Source organism: Kitasatospora sp. NPDC097691 (assembly GCF_040302665.1).
Taxonomy (GTDB): domain Bacteria; phylum Actinomycetota; class Actinomycetes; order Streptomycetales; family Streptomycetaceae; genus Kitasatospora.
Genome location: NZ_JBEORY010000015.1, coordinates 116055 through 135654, shown reverse-complemented (window position 1 = coordinate 135654; position 19600 = coordinate 116055). Strand labels below are relative to the sequence as shown.

Genomic DNA, 19600 nt, shown 5'->3' with positions numbered 1-19600 from the left:
TCGCATCGCTCACCTACGACTAGGGGTGCACAAGCGAGATCAGGACATACACAATGATCATCAGTACGAAGAAGGACAGGTCGAGCGCCACGCCCCCGAAACGCAACGGCGGAATGAGCCGCCGAAGAAGCTTGAGCGGCGGATCCGTGACAGTGTACGTGGCCTCCAGGACCAGGACCATGGCCTTGCCAGGCCGCCACGAACGCGCGAACTGGAAGACCCAGTCCATGACCAGCCGCACGAGCAGGAACACCAGGAAGACGGTCAGGGCGTAGTAGAGCACCGCCCACACGATGTCCATCGCGTTTTCCCTCTCCCCGGTCCCGAGCCCTGGGGCCCGCCGCTCGTCACCTGTCGCCAACCACTGTTGATCAGATCCACACGTAAAGTCGTGGCCGGGTCAGCTCTGGTTGAAGAACCCACCCTCGGCGATCCGAGCCTTGTCCTCCGCCGTGACATCGACGTTAGCAGGCGACAGCAGGAACACCTTCTGTGTCACGCGCTCGATACTGCCGTGCAGACCGAAGACGAGTCCAGCGGCGAAGTCTACGAGCCGCTTCGCGTCCGTGTCGTCCATCTCGGTCAGATTCATGATCACGGGGGTGCCGCCACGGAACTGTTCCCCGATGGTACGGGCCTCGTTGTAGGTCCGCGGGTGCAGCGTGGTGATGCGGTAGGGCTCTCGTTCGTTCACTACCTTGGGCATGATCACCGGGGCGCTCTTCTCCAGGTTGTGGCGACGTTCGGGTGTGATGGACGACACGGGTGCCATCCTCGGGGTCTCCTGCCGGATCGGCACCGCCGCCGGCACCGGCTGCGGGGTGATCGAGGAGACCGGTGCGGGCGTGGCGGCGGCCGCGGCGGCCGGCCGGGGAATGTCCTCGGTCCGCTGTCCCGTCCGGATCGGCTCGGGGTCCGCGTCGTAGTCGTCGTCGGGGTCGTACCCCTGGCCGTCGTACGTCTCGTCCTCCACGAGGCCGAGGTAGACCGCCATCTTGCGCATTGCGCCGGCCATGCTCCTGTCTCCTCCGCTCATGGCCACCTCGCTGGCGCGCTCGGTGGCTGCTCCGCGAAGCCGCGCCCCTTCCGGTGGTCGCTCGCTTCGCTCGCTCCGTGCGGACCGGCTCCGTCCCGGCGGCCCGGGCCGTACGGCCCTGCCTGCGGACTCCGCGGTCCATCCACGACGGCGCGTCAGGCCGACGGCCTGTCAGGGTTCGTGGAGTGGGGCCCGCGGAGCTGCGATCCACGGTTCGCTAGCGCTCCGGAGAGCTGCTAGATTCTGTCCTATTTTGTCCTGCAGTCTGATCTACTTACTCGGTGACGTTACCTGAGGGGTGACCTCACTCCGAGTACCGCCGTTCCGACGCGCACATGTGTCGCTCCGGCGGCAATCGCCTGCTCAAGGTCACCGCTCATCCCTGCGGAGACCATGGTGGCAGCAGGATGGTCCGTCCGTACGGCGGTTGCGATTTCCGCCAGCCGATCGAAGGCACCGGCCGGGTCTCCGGCCAGCGGACCGGCCAGCGGAGCGACGGTCATCACACCGTCCAGCCGCAGCCCGGGCGTGTCGGCGATCGCGTCGGCCAGCCGCGCGACGTCCTCCGGCGCGACCCCGGCCCGGTGCACGCCCTCGCCGTGCTCCTTGTCCAACGCCACCTGTACCAGGCAACCCAGCTCCGGGCGCTCCGACTTGAGCACCGCCGCGGAGAGCGACTCGACCAGGCGCAGCCGGTCCACCGAGTGCACGTGGTTCGCGTACTCGACGACCGAGCGGACCTTGTTGGTCTGCAGCTGTCCGACGAAGTGCCAGTCAAGAGGAAGGTTTCTGCACTGTTCCGCCTTGGGTGCGGCGTCCTGGTCGCGGTTCTCCGCGACGTCCGTCACACCCAGTCCGGCCAGCAGCGCGGTGTCCTCGGCGGGGTAGGTCTTGGTGACGACGATCAGGGTGACCTCGTCCCGGGCGCGCCCGGCGGCCGCACAGGCGGCCGCGATCCGGCGCTCGACCACCTCGAGGTTGGTCCCGAGCTCCTCGTACCGGGCCCGCCGGCCTTCGGTCAGTGCGGCCAAGAACTCGGGGCCGCCCGGGAACGGTCCGTAGATGTCGTTCGTCATCAGTGATCAGAGCCCAACCAGACGTAGCTCGCGAGCCGACCCGTGCGCTGCTCGCGACGATAGGAGTAGTGATCGGCGGATTCGAGGGTGCAGACGGATGACCGCACCACCTCGTTGACCCCCATCGCGGCCAGCTGGGCCGCGACTCCCTCCGGCACGTCCAGGGCCGGGGTCCCCCAGGATGTCTCGGCGAAGGCCTCCGGCACCACGGCGGCGACCTCGGCGCGCAGCTCGGCCGGCACCTCGTAGCAGCTGCCGCAGACCGCGGGGCCGGTGGCGGCGGTGATCCGCCCGGGCTCGGCCCCCAGTTCGACCATCGCCCGGACCACCGCGGGCACCACCCCTGCCGCCAGCCCCGGCCGGCCCGCGTGGGCCGCGCCCACGACGCCCGCCACCGGGTCGGCCAGCAGGACCGGGGTGCAGTCGGCGGTCAGCACCGCCAGCGCGAGCGGCCGGTCGGTGACCACCGCGTCGACCGTCGGGGCCTCCCCGAGCGGCTGGCGCTGCGTCACCACGGCGACCTCGGCGCCGTGCACCTGGTTCATCCACACCACGTCGGCCGGTTCGAGCCCCAGCTCACGGGCGGCGAGCACCCGGTTCTCCCGGACGACGTCCGGGTCGTCCCCCACCGCGCCGCCGAGGTTGAGCTCCCCGTACGGCGAAGTGCTCACCCCGCCCCACCGGTCGGTGAAGGCGAAGTGAGCACCCGCGTGTACTGCGTGATCGATCACTTAAGGAAGTCCGGGACGTCGAGCTCCTCTGCCGGGCTCTCCACGTACGGCTGGCGGACCGGCTGGACCTGCGGCGGCACCGGGGCGGCGGCCGTCGTGGTGGCCGGGGTCTCGGCCGACCGGGACGGCGAGGCGGCCGGGGCCTCGCCCTCGGAGCGGGACGTCACCGAGCCGATGCTCCCGTACGACGGGCGGCCGGCGGGGCGCTCCGGGGCGGCCGGCGGCGTGGCCGGGCGCTCCGGGGCGGCGGTGGACTTGACCACCGGCTCGCGGACGATCGCCGGCGGCTGCCCGCCGTCGAAGCCGGCCGCGATGACGGTGACCCGGACCTCGTCGCCGAGCGCGTCGTCGATGACCGCACCGAAGATGATGTTGGCCTCGGGGTGGGCGGCCTCGCTGACCAGCTGGGCCGACTCGTTGATCTCGAACAGGCCGAGGTCGGAGCCGCCCGAGATGGAGAGCAGCACGCCGCGGGCGCCGTCGATCGAGGCCTCCAGCAGCGGCGAGGAGATCGCCATCACGGCGGCGGCCTTGGCGCGGTCCTCGCCGCGGGCCGAGCCGATGCCCATGAGCGCCGAACCGGCGTCCGACATGACGGACTTGACGTCCGCGAAGTCGAGGTTGATCAGACCCGGGGTGGTGATCAGGTCGGTGATGCCCTGGACACCGGAGAGCAGGACCTGGTCGGCCGAGCGGAACGCGTCGAGCACGCTGACCTGGCGGTCCGAGATGGACAGCAGCCGGTCGTTGGGGATCACGATGAGGGTGTCGACCTCTTCGCGCAGGGAGGCGATGCCGTCCTCGGCCTGGTTGGCCCGGCGCCGGCCCTCGAAGGTGAACGGACGGGTGACCACGCCGATGGTCAGGGCGCCCAGGGAGCGCGCGATGTTGGCGACGACGGGCGCGCCGCCCGTGCCCGTGCCACCGCCTTCGCCGGCGGTCACGAAGACCATGTCGGCCCCCTTGAGGACCTCCTCGATCTCCTCGCGGTGGTCCTCGGCCGCCTTGCGGCCGACCTCGGGGTTGGCGCCGGCGCCGAGGCCCCGGGTGAGTTCACGGCCCACATCGAGCTTGACGTCGGCGTCGCTCATGAGGAGGGCCTGCGCATCGGTGTTGATCGCGATGAACTCGACGCCCTTGAGACCGACCTCGATCATCCGGTTGATGGCGTTGACACCACCGCCGCCGATACCGACGACCTTGATGACTGCGAGGTAGTTCTGCGGTGCTGCCACGTCGAAGGCCTCTCGCCTCGAATTTCCGGGTCGGCCCGGCCCGGCGAGGGTCCGTTCCGACGGATGTCGATGGGTAGGGAGGCCTGGATTTTCTGACTGAATGTCCGAAATGCCGACCGCCGACCCCAACCCTAAACTTGACCTTTAGGGTTAGTCCTGTGCCTCCGTCACATCACCAAGGGACACAGTCTGGTGACACAGGACACTAGGTGGCCCCTGGCACGTGTTTCAACGAACACGCCGAGCTTCCCTTTTTCTTTTGAGCCTATGTGATCATCAGCCGGCTTAGGAAACCGGGGTGACCACCAAGGGTCGGGCCGACACTTCGAGGCGTCAACCCCTCCCTCAGGCACAGAACCTACCGGATCATCCCGACACCGCCGGCGCCTCAGGCGCCGTCACGTCGAAGTTCGTACCCTTCTGATTCATCAGTGCCACCAGCACCCGGGCTTTCCGGTCGATTTGCTCCGGACTCCCCCAGCGCACCGTCGCACCCCCGCTGAGCTGCAGTTCGATGTCGTCGTACGAGTGCACCAACACCGCGCCGGCCCGCTTGGCGACCTCCGGCGGCAGTCCGGCGGCCACCGAGACCGCGCCCTGGACCAACTGCGAACGGGAGATCACCCCGTCCACGTCATTCGCCTGCTGACTGAGCCGCAGCTCCACCACCGGCACGCCCCCCGGCGGAGCCGCCTCGGTGGCGAAGCTCACGCCGGCGGCGTCCACCTGGGTGAACTGGCCGTCCTCCCCCTTGACGGCGGCCACTGCCTTGCGCTCGGCGACCTTCACCTGCAGGGTGTGCGGCCAGCCCCGCCACACCTCGGCCTTCGCCACCCGGGGGATCGCCTCCACCCGGCGCCGGACGTCGTCCAGGTCCACCCTGGCCAGCGGGCCGTCGCCGAGCCCGCCGACCGCGTCGCGGACCTGGGCCGCCGTCAGCTTGTCGTCGGTCGCGCCCTGGACGGCGACACTGCGCACGTCCAGCACCGACGAGTAGAACACCAGCCAGGCCAGCCCGCCCAGCACCGCGGCGCCGAGCACGCCCAGCACCACGATGCCCCGCCGGGAGAGCCGGAGGCGAGGAGCGGACTCCTCGTCCTCCAGCTCCGCTTCGAGCGGGTCGGCGGGCCGACCGTCAGCCACGGCGGCGGCCGCCGCGGTGGGCCTGGATCGCCTCGTACACCATCCCGACCAGCAGGTCGTCGGCGTCCCGGCGGCCGAACTCGGCGGCGGCCCGGCTCATGTCCCACAGCCGCTGCGGGTCGGTGAGCACCGGCAGCACGTTCTGCAGCACCCAGTCCGGGGTCAGCTCGGCGTCGTCCACCAGCAGGCCGCCGCCGGCCTTGACCATCGGCTGGGCGTTCAACCGCTGCTCGCCGTTGCCGATCGGCAGCGGGACGAAGGCGGCGGGCAGCCCGACGGCCGCCAGCTCGGCCACCGTCATGGCGCCGGCCCGGCAGAGCATCATGTCGGCCGCCGCGTAGGCGAGGTCCATCCGGTCCAGGTACGGCACCGGACGGTACGGCGGCATCCCGGGGACGTCCGCGACCTGCGGCAGCTCGTTCTTCGGGCCGACCGCGTGCAGGATCTGCACGCCGTACTGCTGCAGCCGCGGGGCGATCGCGGTGACCGTCTCGTTGAGCCGGCGGGCGCCCTGGGAGCCGCCGGAGACCAGCAGGGTGGGCAGCCGCTGGTCGAGGCCGAAGTAGTGCCGGGCCTCCGGACGGGCCGCGTTGCGGTCCAGGGTGGCGATGGTCCGGCGCAGCGGGATGCCGATGTACCGGGAGTCGCGCAGCTTGCTGTCGGGCGTGGAGACGGCCACGAAGTCGCTGTAGCGGGCGCCGATCTTGTTGGCCAGGCCCGGACGGGCGTTCGCCTCGTGCACCACGATCGGCACACCGGCCCGCTTGGCGGCCAGGTAGGCGGGCATGGCGACGTAGCCGCCGAAGCCGACCACGGCGTCCGCGTTGACCCGCTCGATGATCTCCTGGGCGGCCCGGACGGTGCCGCGCAGCCGGCCGGGGACGGTGATCAGCTCCGGGGTGGGCTTGCGGGGCAGCGGGACGGCCGGGATGAGCTCCAGCTGGTAGCCGCGCTCGGGCACCAGTCGGGTCTCCAGACCGCGCTCGGTGCCCAGGGCGGTGATCCCGATGGACGGGTCGTGCCTGCGGAGGGCGTCCGCGAGGGCCATGGCCGGCTCGATGTGACCGGCGGTCCCCCCGCCGGCGAGTACGACATGCACCGAAATTCACCGCTCCCTGCGTGCCGGCCCTGGGGCCGGGCGCGCTGTGGTTCGTCGTCGTGGCAACACCCGGGCCAGTCGCTTCCTGATCCGGGAGTTCTTGCTCCGGGCGGCCAGGGCCGCCTTCGCGCCCGAGGTGCTGCGTGCCAGGCACAGCAGCACACCGATCGCGGACATGGCCGACAGCATGGCGGAACCGCCGTAGGAGAACAGCGGGAGCGGGACGCCCGCAATGGGCAGCAGTCCCAGCGCCGACCCCAGGTTGATCATGGCCTGCGCCATGATCCAGGTGGTGGCGGCTCCCGCGGCGTACCTGACGAACGAGTCCTTCGTGCCGATGGCCACACGGATACCCGCGTAGCCTAGTGCCGCGAAGAGACCGATCACCGACAGCGTCCCCACCAGGCCCAGTTCCTCGCCGGTCGCGGCGAAGATGAAGTCGGTGTGCGCCTCGGGCAGCTGGCCCCATTTCTCCACGCCGGCGCCGAGTCCGGTGCCGAAACCGCCGCCGTTCGCGAACGCGAAGACCCCGTGCAGGGCCTGGAAGCAGGCGCCCTCGGGGTCGAGCTTGGTGACGCCGATGCAGCCCAGCCGCTCCGCCCGGTGCGGGACGGTGACGACCAGGGCGGTGCAGACCACCACCGCCACCCCGACGGTGGCCACGAACAGCCGCAGCGGCGCTCCGACCATCCACAGCAGCGCGAACACCATGGCGACCAGGATCATCGAGGTGCCCATGTCGCCGCCGAACATGATCAGCGCGAGCAGCAGCAGGGCCCCGGGCACCAGCGGCACCAGCAGGTGCTTCCAGGAGTTCAGGGTGCCGGCCTTCTGCTTGCGGGCGAGCAGGTCGGCGCCCCAGAGCACCAGCGCCAGCTTGGCGAACTCGGAGGGCTGGAACTGGAAGAAGCCGAAATCCAGCCAGTTCTGGTTGCCGTTGATCCGCACCCCGATGCCCGGTACGGCGACCAGCGTGAGCGCGCCGATCACCCCGATCATCACCGGGTAGACGATCACCCGCAGCACCGCCACCGGGACGGAGGCGAAGCAGATCAGCAGGACCAGGCCGAGGATGGCCGCGATCAGCTGCTTGAGGAAGTAGTACTGGGCGGCGTGGTGCTGGTTCAGGGCGAGGATCTGCGAGGCCGAGAAGACCATCATCAGGCCGAGCACGACCAGCAGCAGGGTGCTGCCGACGACCAGCAGGTACGGCGTGAGCGGCCGGTCCAGCCAGTACCCGAGCCGGGCCCGGAAGGCCTGGACGCGGGCCAGCGGACCGGCCGACTTGTACTTCGTCGTGGTGGCGGAGATCACTCGCCACGGCTCGGCGGCGCCCTGCTTGCCCACGCCGGAATCCGCCCTGCCCTGCCCCGCCACCACTCCCCGCTCTCCGTCCTGCGGCTCCTTCGCCGGTGCCGCAGCCCTACTCCCCGGTGTCCGCCAGCTCCCGGACGGCCGCCGCGAACATGTCGCCGCGCTCGCCGTAGTTGGTGAACATGTCCATCGAGGCGCAGGCCGGGGCCAGCAGCACCGTGTCACCCGATCGGGCGAGCGACGCGGCCGTGCGGACGACCTCGGCCATCGCCACCGCGCCAGTCTGGCCCTCGGCCGCCTCGATCACGGGCACATCCGGAGCGTGTCGTTCCAGCGCCTCGCGGATCAGCGCCCGGTCCTGCCCGATCAGCACCACCGCGCGCAGGCGCTCGGCCGCGCCCTGCACCAGGTCGTCGAAGGTCGCGCCCTTGGCGAGACCCCCGGCGATCCAGACGATCGGGCGGTAGGCGGCCAGCGAGGCGGCCGCGGCGTGGGTGTTGGTGGCCTTGGAGTCGTCGATGTACGTGACCTCGCGGACCACGCCGACCTCGGCGATCCGGTGGGCGTCCGGGCGGAAGGCCCGCAGGCCCTCCCGGACGGCCTTCGGCTCGACACCGTACGCCCGGGCCAGCGCCGCCGCGGCGAGCGCGTTGGCGATGTTGTGCGGGGCAGCAGGGCGGCGGCGCGCAGCGCCCTCCTCGGAAGGGTGGTGGTGGGCGACGGGTGGGCTGATGTCCTCGACGGAGCCGAGCTCGGCTGCGCTGTTGGCCCGGTCGGCCACGAACGCGCGGTCCACCAGCAGGCCGTCGACCACGCCGAGGTTGGACAGGCCGGGCGCGCCGAGGCCGAAACCGACCGCCCGGCAGCCCTCCTCGACGTCGGCCTCGCGGACCAGCGCCTCGGTGGCCGGGTCGGCCAGGTTGTACACGCAGGCGACGACGTTGCCCTCGTAGATCCGGCCCTTGTCGGCGGCGTACGCCTCCATCGAGCCGTGCCAGTCGAGGTGGTCGGGCGCCAGGTTGAGCACCGCCGCGGAGTACGGGCGCAGCGAGGGCGCCCAGTGCAGCTGGTAGCTGGAGAGCTCGACGGCGAGCACGTCGTACGGCTCCTCGGCGAGCACCGCGTCCAGCACCGAGACCCCGACGTTGCCGACGGCGGCGGTGCGCTTGCCGGCGGCGGTGAGGATCGAGGCGAGCATCTGGACGGTGGTGGTCTTGCCGTTGGTGCCGGTGACGGCCAGCCAGGGGGCGGGCTCGCCGGTGCCCGGCAGCGGCTTGCGCAGCCGCCAGGCGAGCTCGACGTCGCCCCAGACCGGCACCCCGGCCGCCTCGGCGGCGGCGAACAGCGGGCTGTCCGGCGCCCAGCCGGGCGAGGTGACGATCAGCTCGGTGCCCTCGGGCAGGCTCGCGCCGTCGCCGAGGCGCACGGCGACGCCCTGCGCCTCCAGCTCGGTGGCCCGGGCGACCAGGCCCGGCCCGCTGCCGCCGTCCACGACGGTGACGCGGGCGCCGAGGCCGTGCAGGACGCGCGCGGCGCTGATGCCCGAGACGCCGAGTCCGGCGACGACGACGGGCAGGTCGGGGAAGTCAGGGTTCTTCGTCATCCGGTCCGGTATCCCGCGTAGAAGAGGCCGAGGCCGACGGCCACGCACAGGCCCTGGATGATCCAGAAGCGGACCACGACCAGGACTTCGCCCCAGCCCTTGAGTTCGAAGTGGTGCTGCAGCGGCGCCATCTTGAAGACGCGCTTGCCGGTCATCCGGAAGGAGCCGACCTGGATGATCACCGACAGGGTGATGATCATGAAGAGGCCGCCGAGCATGATGAGCAGCAGCTCGGTGCGGGAGCAGATCGCCAGACCGGCCAGGGCGCCGCCGAGGGCGAGCGAGCCGGTGTCACCCATGAAGATCTTGGCGGGCGAGGTGTTCCACCACAGGAAGCCGAAGCAGGAGCCCATCAGTGCGGCCGCGACCACCGCGAGGTCCAAGGGGTCGCGGACGTCGTAGCAGCTGACGGTCGCGGTCACGGTGTAGGCGCAGCTCTGCCCGTACTCCCAGACACCGATGAAGGTGTAGGCGCCGAAGGCCATCACCGAGGCGCCGGTGGCGAGACCGTCCAGACCGTCCGTCAGGTTCACGCCGTTGGAGGTCGCCGCGATCATGAAGTACGCGAAGATGACGAACAGCACCGGGCCGATCGACCACTTGAAGTCGCGCACGAAGGACAGCGACTGCGAGGCCGGGCTGAGCCCCCGGTCGTCGTGGAACTGCAGCGCCAGGACCGCGAAGACGAGGCCGACGATGGACTGGCCGGCCAGCTTCGCCTTGGCCCGCAGACCGAGCGAGCGGCGCTTGACCACCTTGATGTAGTCGTCCAGGAAGCCGACCAGGCCGAGGCCCGCGGTCAGGAACAGCACCAGCAGCCCCGAGGCGGTCGGGGACTCGCCCGTTATCGCCTTGGTGCCGAAGTACGCGATCAGGGTCGCCAGGATGAAGGCGATGCCGCCCATGGTGGGCGTGCCCTTCTTGCTGTGGTGCGCCTTGGGCCCGTCGTCGCGGATGTACTGGCCGTAGCCCTGTCGGGCGAGCAGCTTGATCAGGGCGGGCGTGCCGGCCAGCGAGAGGATCAGGCCGATCATCCCGGAGATGAGGATCTGCTTCATCATCGGGCAGCACCGTCCGCAAGGAGGGCCTCGGCCACCTTCTCCAGCCCCACCGAACGGGACGCCTTCACCAGGACCACATCCCCCGGCCGCAGCTGACTGCGCAGCAACTCGACCGCCGCGTCCGCGTCGGACACCAGCACCGACTCCTCACCCCACGAACCTTCGTTCCTCGCGCCGAGTTCCATGCAGGCCGCCTCGCGTCCGCCGACCGCCACCAGCTTGGTGACGTCGAGCCGGACCGCGAGCCGCCCGATGGCGTCGTGCTCGGCCAGGCTCTCCTCGCCGAGCTCCCGCATCTCGCCGAGCACCGCCCAGGTGCGGCGGCGCTCCGGGCCGCGTCCCCCCATCGAGACCAGCGCCCGCAGCGCGGCCCGCATCGAGTCGGGGTTCGCGTTGTAGGCGTCGTTGACGACGGTGACACCATCGGCCCGGTCGACGACCTCCATGCGCCAGCGGGACAGCGCACCCGCCTCGCCCAGGGCAGCGGCGGTGTCGTCGACGGACATCCCGAGCTCCACCGCCACCGCGGCGGCGGCGAGGGCGTTCGAGACGTGGTGCTCACCGTACAGGCGCAGTTGCACGGGCGCGGAACCGGCCGGGGTGGTGAGCGTGAACGATGGCCGTCCGGTGGCGTCCAGGCGAACGTCCGTCGCCCGCACGTGGGCGTCCGGGGACTCCCCGAACAGGACCACCTTCGCCTTGGTGCGGGAGGCCATCGCGCGCACCAGCCGGTCGTCCGCGTTGAGGATCGCGGCCCCGTCCGCGGACAGCGCCTCGACGAGTTCGCCCTTGGCCTCGGCGATCGCCTCCTGGGAGCCGAACTCGCCGACGTGGGCGGTGCCGACGTTCAGCACCACGCCGACCCGGGGCGGGGTGATCGAGGTGAGGTACTCGATGTCGCCCTTGTGCCGGGCGCCCATCTCCATGACCAGGTGCCGGGTGCCGGCCTCGACCCGCAGGGCGGTCATCGGGTGGCCGATCTCGTTGTTGAGCGAGCCGGGCGGGTAGACGGTCGCACCGTGGCGCTGGAGCAGCTGGGCGATCAGGTCCTTGGTGCTGGTCTTGCCGGCCGAGCCGGTCAGCGCGACCACGGCGGTGCCCTCGGCGCGGGCGACCACGGTACGGGCCAGCCTGCCGAGCGCCTCCACGACGCTGTCGACCAGGACGGCGGGCACGCCGACGGGGCGGGAGGCCAGCACCGCGACGGCGCCGGCCTCGATCGCCGTGGTCGCGTAGTCGTGGCCGTCCACGTTCTCGCCGACGAAGGCCGCGAACAGGCCGCCGGGGCTCACCTTGCGCGAGTCGACCTCGACCGGGCCGGTGACCAGGGTGTCCGGATCGGCGCCGTCCAGCGTGCCCCCGACTGCGGCGGCCACCTCGGCGAGGGTCAGTGCGATCACTGCTGCTCTACTCCTCGGTCGCCCCGCGCGGCGGGGGTCCGCGCGATGGACTCGCGCAGCACCTCCCGGTCGTCGAAGGGGCGGATCTCGTCTCGTACGTACTGGCCGAGCTCGTGGCCCTTGCCGGCCACCAGCACGGTGTCCCCCGCCTGGGCGCGGGCGACGGCCAGCCGGATCGCCTCGGCCCGGTCGGGGACGACCAGGACGTCCCCGCGCTCGGCCTCGGGCACCCCGGCGGCGCCGGTCAGCATAGTGGCGAGGATCGCCAGCGGGTCCTCGCTGCGCGGGTTGTCGCTGGTCAGCAGGGCGGTGTCGGCGAGGCGGGCGGCGATGGCGCCCATCGGGCCGCGCTTGTGGGGGTCGCGGTCACCGCCGCAGCCGACGACGACGTGCAGCCGGCCCTTGGTGACCTCGCGCAGCGAGGCGAGGACGGCCTGCAGGGCGTCCGGCTTGTGCGCGTAGTCCACGACGGCCACGAACGGCTGGCCGGCGTCGACCCGCTCCAGCCGGCCGGGCACGCCGGGGACGGCGGCGACGCCGGCCACGGCCTGCTCCAGCGGCAGCCCGGCGGCGACCAGCAGGGTGATCGCGGCGAGCGCGTTGGAGACGTTGAACGGGCCGGGCAGCGGGACGGCGGCATCGGCCTCGGCGCCGTCCGGGCCGAGCACCCGGAAGGTGGAGCCGATCGGGCCGAGCACGACGTCCACGGCCCGCCAGTCGGCCTGCGGGTCGCCGGCCGCGGAGAAGGTCGTCACCGGGATCTTGGCCTCGGCGGCGAGCCGGCGGCCGTACTCGTCGTCCACGTTGACCACGCCGCGGCGGGACTTGCCCGGCTGGAAGAGCCGGGCCTTCGCCTGGAAGTAGTCCTCCATGTCCGGGTGGAAGTCGAGGTGCTCGGGCGTGAGGTTGTTGAACAGCGCGACGTCGTACGCGACGCCGTCGGTGCGTCCGAAGACCAGGGCGTGGCTGGAGACCTCCATGGTCACCGCATCGGCGCCGCGCTCGGCCATCACGCCGAGGATCGCGTGCAGGTCGGTGGCCTCGGGGGTGGTGCGCTCGCTCTTGATCCGCTCCTCGCCGACCCGCATCTCGACGGTGCCGATCACGCCGGGGTGGCGTCCGGCCCCGCGCAGACCGCCCTCGACCAGGTACGAGGTGGTGGTCTTGCCGTTGGTGCCGGTCAGCCCGATCATCAGCAGCCGCTCGGAGGGGCTGCCGTAGACGATCGCGGCGAGCTCGCCCATGACGGCCCGCGGCCGCTCCACGACCAGCAGCGGCAGGCCCGTGTCGGCCGCCAGGTCGGCGCCGGCCCGGTCGGTGAGCACGGCCACCGCGCCGGATTCGGCGGCCTTGGCCGCGAAGGCCGCGCCGTGGTGGTTGGCGCCGGGGAAGGCCACGTACACATCGCCGGGGCGGACCGCGCGGGAGTCGTGGGTGACGCCGGTAACGGCACCGCCCTCGACGGGTGCGAGACCCAGCCGTACGGCCAGCTCGGAAAGCGGCAGAGCGGCGGTCCCGGTCGGGCGGGGCGGACTCACGGTGGTTTGATCGGGTTTCGGCACGGCGCGAAGGCTATCCGCCGAAGGGTGCCCAGGGCCAAACCGGCCCCGCGCCGCGCCGTCGTCCAGCCCGGCCCGATCGTTGCTCATGCTCGCTCACGGCTTCCACTCGACGGGCAGGTTGGGCGCCTGGCTGCCGCTCGGCGGGACCTGCAGGGTCTTCAGGGTGAACTCCATCACCTGCTTGAACACCGGGCCGCACAGCTGGCCGCCGAAGTGGCCGTTGACCGGGCCCTGGAGGGTGCAGGAGACGGTGACCCGGGGGGCGTCGGCCGGGGCGAAGCCGATGAACGAGGCGGTGTAGCCGTCGTAGCCGACGCCGTTGGCGGCCCCCCGGTCGGCGGTACCGGTCTTGCCGGCGACCCGGTAGCCGGGGATGGCGGCCTTGCCGCCGGTGCCCTGCTCGTCGTCGACGACGGACTCCAGCATCGAGGTGAGGGTCTTGGCGGTCTGCTCGCTGACCACCCGGGTCTGCTCGCCCGGCGGCGTCGGGCTGTACTTGCCGTCCGGGCCGGTGATGCCCTGGACGATGCCGGGTGCCACCCGCACCCCGCCGTTGGCGATGGTCGAGTACACCGAGGTGGCCTGCAGCGCGTTCATCTGCAGCGGCCCCTGGCCGAAGGAGATGTTGTACTTCTCCGACGCGACCAGGTCCTCCGGCTTCTTGAGCATCCCGGGGGTCTCGCCGGGGAAGTTCAGGCCGGTCGGCTGGGCGACGCCGAACTTGCGCATGTAGCCGTCCAGCACCTTGTTGGCCTGGAGCTGGTCACCGCCGCCGAGGGTCTCGATCGCCTCGATGGTGCCGATGTTGGAGGACTTGGCCAGCACCCCAGCCAGCGTCAGGTACCAGGGGTCGTGGTTGACGTCGTCCTTGAACTGCTGGCCGGCCCGGACCAGCCGGTTGGGGACGGTGACCTTGGTGTCCCAGGTGGCCTTGCCGGAGTCCAGGACGGCGGCCAGGCTCATCAGCTTGGCGGTGCTGCCCGGCTCGTACGCGTCGACCAGGGCGGGGTTGCCCAGCTGGGCCTGCTTGGACAGGCTCAGGTCGTTCGGGTTGAAGCCGGGCGCGGTGGCCATCGCGAGGACCTGGCCGGTCTTCACGTCCTGGACCACCACGTAGCCCTTCTCCGCACCGGAGTTGGCCACCTGGTCGGTGATCGCCCGCTGGGCGGCCCACTGGATGTCCCGGTTGACGGTCAGCTTCACGTCGCTGCCGGGAACGGCCGGATCCATCGAGCCCCCGGCGGTGGGCACCAGCCGCCCGCCCGCCTGGGCGTAGCTGCTGTGACCGTCCTTGCCGGCCAGTTGCTGCTGGTACTGCAACTCCAGGCCGCCGGCGCCGGCGCCCTCGCCGTTGACGAAGCCGACCAGGTTGGCGGCCAGCCCGTCGGCGGGGTAGACGCGCTTCTGGGTCTCCCGGTTGAACACCCCGGCCAGCGGGTTGGCACACTCGTTGTCCACCCGAGTGCGCCCGCCCTGGTCGGCGGGCTTGCCGAGCAGCTTCTTCTGGAGCTGGCAGGCCCGCGAGCCGGCCTGCTTCTCCAGGCTCGACTTGAGGTCGCTGATCTGGTTCTTGGCGGCCGGGGTCTGCTGGGCGGCGAGCCGCTTGTAGCGGGTCTTCGGGGTGTGCAGGTCGGCGGCGATCCTCTCCTTGGGCACGCCGAGGATCGGCGACAGCAGGGCGGCCGCCTGCTCCGGCGCGTCCGGGATGCCGGTCGCGTCCGGGGTGAACATCGCCGGGTCGGCGGTGATGTCGTACGCGTCGACGGTGGCGGCCAGGGCCACCCCGTCGGCGGACGTTATCGAGCCGCGCTCGGCGGTGATCGGGATGTTCAGGTAGCGGTTGGTGTTGGCGTCGGCGGCCAGCGCGTCCGCGTCGACCAGCTGGAGCTGGATCAGACGGCCCGCGAAGACCGAGAACACCAGCGACATCACCACGGTGATCACCCGCAGCCGGCGCTTCGGCTCGGCCAGCTTCAGCGCCTTGGCGCGCTGCGGCAGCCGGCTCTTCGGGCGCGGCCGCACCGCCGCCTGGCTGCGGGCCGGCGGACGGCCCTCGGGGCTCCGCTGCTGCGGCGTGCGCGGGGTCGTCCGACCGGCCGCGGCCTTGCCGGGCTGAGCCTTCGCGGGCTGGGCCTTCGCCGACTGGCCGCGCGTGGGCTGGCCCTTGGCGGGCTGAGCCTTCGCGGGCTGTCCCTTGGCGGACGGAGTGCGGCCGGAGGCGGACTGGCCGCGCGGCGCGGCGCCCCTGGGCACCGGGCGGCGGCCGTTGCCGGAGCCGGACCCGGAGCCGGAGCCCCCGGAGGGCTGACGGGGCGTGGTCATCGACCGGCACCCCCGCTCGGCTGCGCGGTCGGTGCCGGGTTGAGCTGGATCACCGAGTCACCGGCCGAGGCCGCCGGCGTCGGAGCCGGAGCCGGAGTGGTGGGGACGGGTGGAGCCGGCGGCTGGGCGGCCGGCGACTGCCCGGCGCCCGGCTGGGCACCGCCCGGTACGGGCTTCGTCGGCCAGGGCTCGGCCGTCGAGCGCTTGACCGGCGGACCGTCCTGCGCCGGGCCGGACGTGCCGACCACCTTGCCGCCGTTCGGGACGTCCAGGAAGGCCATCCCCCCGGCCGGGACCATGCCCAGCTCGGCGGCGCGCCTGGCCAGCGCGTCCGGGGCCGAGCTCTGGTCGATCTGGTGCTGCAGGCTCTGCTGCTCGTCGGTCGCCACGGTGGTCTGCTTCTGGAGTCGGGACAGCTCGAAGGAGCCCTCGTTGAGCGCGGTGTTCAGCGCCAGCAGCCCGAGCAGGCCCGCCGCCAGCAGCACCACCACGAGTACCGCGAACGGCGTGCGCCCCCGGACCGGGCGTTTCCCCGGCCGGACCGTGATGCGTGCCCTGCCCTGTCCGGGGAGTCCTCCCCGCCCCGCCCGGACCTCACCGGCCACCGGCCCCACGTGCCTTCCCTCCGCCCTTCGGACCCCGCCGGGGCCGTTCGTCAGCCCCGCTTGCTTCGGTCCCTGATCCTCTCCGCCACCCGCAGCCGCACGGGCGCGGCACGCCGGTTCTCCTCGATCTCCGCCTCGGTGGCCAGCTCGGCACCGCGGGTGATCAGTTTGAGCCAGGGCTGGTGCTCCTCCGGGATGAACGGCAGCCCCGGCGGGGCGGTGTTCGTCGCCCCGGCGGCGAAGTACTGCTTCACCAGGCGGTCCTCCAGCGACTGGTAGGACATCACCACGATCCGACCGCCGATCGCGAGGGCCTCCAGCGCCCCGGGGATCGCCCGGTCCAGGACCTCCAGCTCGCCGTTGACCTCGATCCGCAGCGCCTGGAACGTCCGCTTGGCCGGGTTCCCGCCGGTGCGGCGGGTCGCCGCCGGAATGGCGTTGCGCACCAACTCGACCAGACGCGCGCTGTTGGTGAACGGTTCCTTCTCCCGCTCCCGCAGGATCACCGAGGCGATCTTCCCGGCGAACCGCTCCTCGCCGTAGAACTTGAGGATCCGGGCCAGGTCACCGTGGCTGTAGGTGTTCAGCACCTCCGCCGCGCTGATCCCCCGGGTCTGGTCCATCCGCATGTCCAGCGGCGCGTCCTGCGCGTACGCGAATCCGCGGTCCGCCTCGTCCAGCTGCATCGAGGAGACGCCGAGGTCGAACAGGACGCCGTCCACGCGGTCGATGCCCAGCTGCTCCAGCACCTCGGGGATCTCGTCGTAGACGGCGTGCACCAGGGTCGCCCGGTCGCCGAACGGGGCCAGCCGCTCGCCGGAGAGCTTCAGCGCCTGCGGGTCACGGTCCACCGCGACGAGCCGGACCTCGGGGAACTGGGTGAGCAGCGCCTCGCTGTGCCCCCCGAGGCCGAGGGTGGCGTCCACCACCACCGCGCCGGGGCGCGAGATCGCCGGCGCCAGTGCATCCATGCACCGCTGCAGCATCACCGGAACGTGCTTGGGGCCCGGTTCGTTGGTGGTCATGCGCGGTGGCGCCCTTCCTCGGTGCGGAGCAGCCCGATGTCCGGGAGCTGCGACCATTCTCGCCCACCGTGTCCCGGCACGACGAAGCGGCCCGTGGTCCCCGCCCGCTCAAGGGGAAGGTCGTGACCGCCCGGCGCCGGGGAAGGTGCGCCAGGTGAGCACGGAGCGGGTGGAGGCCACGGACCGCGTCGACCGGGCCGCACCGGCCGGGAAAGGCCCGGTTGACGGGCCCCGGCGGGTGTGCTCCACTGCGCCGCAAACTCTATCGCCCGGGCCCGGCCAGTCAATGGTCCGCTCCGGCGCACCACCCGGGCGGCGGTACGGATCACTGCAGGTCGCGGCTGTTGGGGTGGTCCCTCGGCGGCCCGATCCGGGGGCCCTCGGCGACCGTCGCGCGCCCCCCGCCCCGCGACCGCGCACGACCCATCCGGGACCAGTTCGGACAAACCCTCCGGTTGTGGCTATGCACTCGATCACAGCCGCCTGTTCTGTAGCTCTCCACCCCACCGCGGACGCCGGATCGGCACTAACGTCGCCGACATGACAGTGACCCCCGGCCGGCCCACGCCGAACGCCGCTGCCGCCCCTGCCCGCCCCACCATCATCGACCGCTTCGTCTCGGCCAACCGCGCGTACGCGGTGACCTTCCAGGACGGCGGCATGGACGCCCGCCCGGTGCAGAAGATCGCCGTGGTGGCCTGCATGGACGCCCGCCTCGACCTGTTCGCGGCACTCGGCCTCGAACTGGGCGACGCGCACGTCATCCGCAACGCCGGCGGCGTCGTCACCGACGACACCATCCGGTCCCTGACCATCAGCCAGCGCGCCCTCGGCACCCGCTCGATCGCGCTCATCCACCACACCGGCTGCGGCCTGCTCGGGCTCACCGAGGACTTCCGCCGCGAGCTGGAGCTGGAGGTCGGCCAGCGCCCGCAGTGGGCCGTGGAGTCCTTCGTGGACCTGGATGGCGACGTCCGCCAGTCCATGCAGCGCGTCCGCACCTCGCCCTTCCTGCCGCACACCGACGACGTGCGCGGCTTCGTCTTCGACGTCCACACCGGCCTGCTGCGCGAGGTCGACTAGCGCCGGTCCCGAACGCCCGGGGGCGGGCACGTCGTCCTCCGGGCATTCGGGGTCGGCCGAATGGTGACTTCTGGCCACCGCGCAGGGGAGAATGCGCCTGCCGGTCGGACCCCGAACCACCTGGGGCGGCCGGGCCGCAGGCCGCCTCCCAGACGCCGGATCCGCCATCGGAACCGACCCCGGGACGGCCGCGTCAAGCATGGGGTGGGGTCCGGCCTCGGGACGGGGCGGGCACAGGGTGCCAGGGAGCGTAAACGGGTGACGAGCTACAACGATCAGGCCGGTCTCGGCGGTCCTGCGGGGGGCGAGCAGAGGGCGAACGAGCACCAGCGGGTCGGGCTCCCCGAGCTCGCCGCGGTCGTGGACCGGGTCCGCGCCAACATCGAGAGCGTGATCGAGGGCAAGCCGGAGGCCGTCCGGATCGCCCTGACCGTCCTGCTCGCCGAGGGCCACCTGCTGCTGGAGGACGTGCCCGGCGTCGGCAAGACCATGCTGGCCAAGGCGCTCGCCCGCTCGGTCGACTGCACCGTGCGCCGCATCCAGTTCACGCCCGACCTGCTGCCCTCGGACGTCACCGGCACCAACATCTACGACCAGCAGCGGCACGACTTCGAGTTCCGTCCGGGCGCGATCTTCGCCCAGATCGTGGTCGGCGACGAGATCAACCGCGCCTCGCCCAAGACCCAGTCCGCGCTGCTGGAGTCCATGGAGGAGCGCCAGGTCACCATCGACGGCACCAGCTACGAGCTGCCCTCGCCGTTCATGGTCGTCGCCACCCAGAACCCGGTCGAGATGGAGGGCACCTACCCCCTCCCGGAGGCCCAGCGCGACCGTTTCATGGCCCGGATCTCCATCGGCTACCCCAGCCCCGAGGCCGAGCTCGCGATGCTGGACGTGCACGCCGGCGCCAGCCCGCTGGAGGACCTCCAGCCGGTCGCGCACGCCTCCGACATCCTCAAGCTGATCGACCTCGTCCGCACCGTGCACATCGCCGACCCGGTCCGCCGCTACGCCGTCGACCTGGTCGGCGCCACCCGCAGCAGCCACGAGCTGCGCCTGGGCGCCTCGCCGCGCGCCACCCTGCACCTGGTCCGGGCCGCCCGCGCCGCCGCCGCGCTGGACGGCCGCGACTACGTCACCCCGGACGACATCCAGCGCCTCGCCGTCCCGGTCCTCGCGCACCGCCTGATGCCGACCGCCGAGACCCAGCTCAGCCGCCGCACCTCCGAGCAGATCGTGGCCGACCTGGTCGCCCGGCTGCCGCTGCCGCGCCCGCAGGGCGGCCCGGCCGTCCGGAGGGGCTGA

At 72.1% G+C, this 19600-nt stretch carries 17 protein-coding genes; 2 read left to right on the top strand and 15 right to left on the bottom strand.

Going from position 1 to position 19600, the window contains the following annotated elements; all coding sequences use genetic code 11:
* Positions 1-19: 19 nt before the first annotated feature.
* The 15 genes from ABTY56_RS14005 to rsmH form a co-directional block, all read right to left on the bottom strand.
* Positions 20-301 carry a YggT family protein gene (locus ABTY56_RS14005; protein ID WP_030060143.1) on the bottom strand — a complete coding sequence of 94 codons (282 nt, stop codon included), beginning with the start codon at positions 299-301 and terminating at the stop codon, positions 20-22.
* Positions 302-400: 99 nt separating this feature from the next.
* Positions 401-1015, bottom strand: coding sequence for a cell division protein SepF (locus ABTY56_RS14000; RefSeq protein ID WP_030060144.1), 615 nt, complete (start codon positions 1013-1015; stop codon positions 401-403).
* A gap of 308 nt (positions 1016-1323) precedes the next feature.
* Complete coding sequence (locus tag ABTY56_RS13995; protein WP_350628992.1) at positions 1324-2112, bottom strand: YggS family pyridoxal phosphate-dependent enzyme; 789 nt, start codon at positions 2110-2112, stop codon at positions 1324-1326.
* Positions 2112-2843, bottom strand: a complete 732-nt coding sequence (gene pgeF, locus ABTY56_RS13990; protein ID WP_350628991.1) for a peptidoglycan editing factor PgeF — start codon at positions 2841-2843, stop codon at positions 2112-2114. Before pgeF ends, ABTY56_RS13995 begins: the two co-directional genes overlap by 1 nt.
* Positions 2840-4078 carry a cell division protein FtsZ gene (gene ftsZ / locus ABTY56_RS13985; protein ID WP_350628990.1) on the bottom strand — a complete coding sequence of 413 codons (1239 nt, stop codon included), beginning with the start codon at positions 4076-4078 and terminating at the stop codon, positions 2840-2842. The genes pgeF and ftsZ overlap by 4 nt, the downstream gene beginning before the upstream one ends.
* Positions 4079-4444: 366 nt before the next feature.
* Positions 4445-5221, bottom strand: coding sequence for a cell division protein FtsQ/DivIB (locus ABTY56_RS13980; protein ID WP_350628989.1), 777 nt, complete (start codon positions 5219-5221; stop codon positions 4445-4447).
* Positions 5214-6320, bottom strand: coding sequence for an undecaprenyldiphospho-muramoylpentapeptide beta-N-acetylglucosaminyltransferase (gene murG / locus ABTY56_RS13975; protein ID WP_350522495.1), 1107 nt, complete (start codon positions 6318-6320; stop codon positions 5214-5216). Before murG ends, ABTY56_RS13980 begins: the two co-directional genes overlap by 8 nt.
* Before the next feature lie 6 nt (positions 6321-6326).
* Positions 6327-7667, bottom strand: a complete 1341-nt coding sequence (ftsW, locus tag ABTY56_RS13970; RefSeq protein ID WP_502893104.1) for a putative lipid II flippase FtsW — start codon at positions 7665-7667, stop codon at positions 6327-6329.
* A 76-nt stretch (positions 7668-7743) separates the two neighbouring features.
* Positions 7744-9237 carry a UDP-N-acetylmuramoyl-L-alanine--D-glutamate ligase gene (gene murD, locus ABTY56_RS13965; protein WP_350628988.1) on the bottom strand — a complete coding sequence of 498 codons (1494 nt, stop codon included), beginning with the start codon at positions 9235-9237 and terminating at the stop codon, positions 7744-7746.
* On the bottom strand, positions 9234-10295 hold the full coding sequence (mraY, locus tag ABTY56_RS13960) for a phospho-N-acetylmuramoyl-pentapeptide-transferase (protein WP_350629012.1): 1062 nt from the start codon (positions 10293-10295) through the stop codon (positions 9234-9236). The genes murD and mraY overlap by 4 nt, the downstream gene beginning before the upstream one ends.
* Positions 10295-11698 carry a UDP-N-acetylmuramoyl-tripeptide--D-alanyl-D-alanine ligase gene (locus tag ABTY56_RS13955; RefSeq protein WP_350628987.1) on the bottom strand — a complete coding sequence of 468 codons (1404 nt, stop codon included), beginning with the start codon at positions 11696-11698 and terminating at the stop codon, positions 10295-10297. The genes mraY and ABTY56_RS13955 overlap by 1 nt, the downstream gene beginning before the upstream one ends.
* Positions 11695-13347, bottom strand: coding sequence for a UDP-N-acetylmuramoyl-L-alanyl-D-glutamate--2,6-diaminopimelate ligase (locus tag ABTY56_RS13950; RefSeq protein ID WP_502893103.1), 1653 nt, complete (start codon positions 13345-13347; stop codon positions 11695-11697). Before ABTY56_RS13950 ends, ABTY56_RS13955 begins: the two co-directional genes overlap by 4 nt.
* A gap of 6 nt (positions 13348-13353) precedes the next feature.
* Positions 13354-15582 carry a peptidoglycan D,D-transpeptidase FtsI family protein gene (locus ABTY56_RS13945; RefSeq protein WP_350628985.1) on the bottom strand — a complete coding sequence of 743 codons (2229 nt, stop codon included), beginning with the start codon at positions 15580-15582 and terminating at the stop codon, positions 13354-13356.
* Positions 15579-16187, bottom strand: a complete 609-nt coding sequence (gene ftsL / locus ABTY56_RS13940; protein WP_502893111.1) for a cell division protein FtsL — start codon at positions 16185-16187, stop codon at positions 15579-15581. The genes ABTY56_RS13945 and ftsL overlap by 4 nt, the downstream gene beginning before the upstream one ends.
* A gap of 50 nt (positions 16188-16237) precedes the next feature.
* Positions 16238-17212, bottom strand: a complete 975-nt coding sequence (gene rsmH / locus ABTY56_RS13935; protein WP_350628983.1) for a 16S rRNA (cytosine(1402)-N(4))-methyltransferase RsmH — start codon at positions 17210-17212, stop codon at positions 16238-16240.
* 540 nt (positions 17213-17752) lie between these two features.
* On the opposite strand from rsmH, the gene ABTY56_RS13930 reads away from it, so the two are divergent.
* Both ABTY56_RS13930 and ABTY56_RS13925 read left to right on the top strand, forming a co-directional pair.
* Positions 17753-18295: a beta-class carbonic anhydrase gene (locus ABTY56_RS13930; RefSeq protein WP_350628982.1), complete on the top strand. Its 543-nt coding sequence runs from the start codon at positions 17753-17755 to the stop codon at positions 18293-18295.
* A 258-nt stretch (positions 18296-18553) separates the two neighbouring features.
* Complete coding sequence (locus ABTY56_RS13925; RefSeq protein ID WP_502893102.1) at positions 18554-19600, top strand: AAA family ATPase; 1047 nt, start codon at positions 18554-18556, stop codon at positions 19598-19600.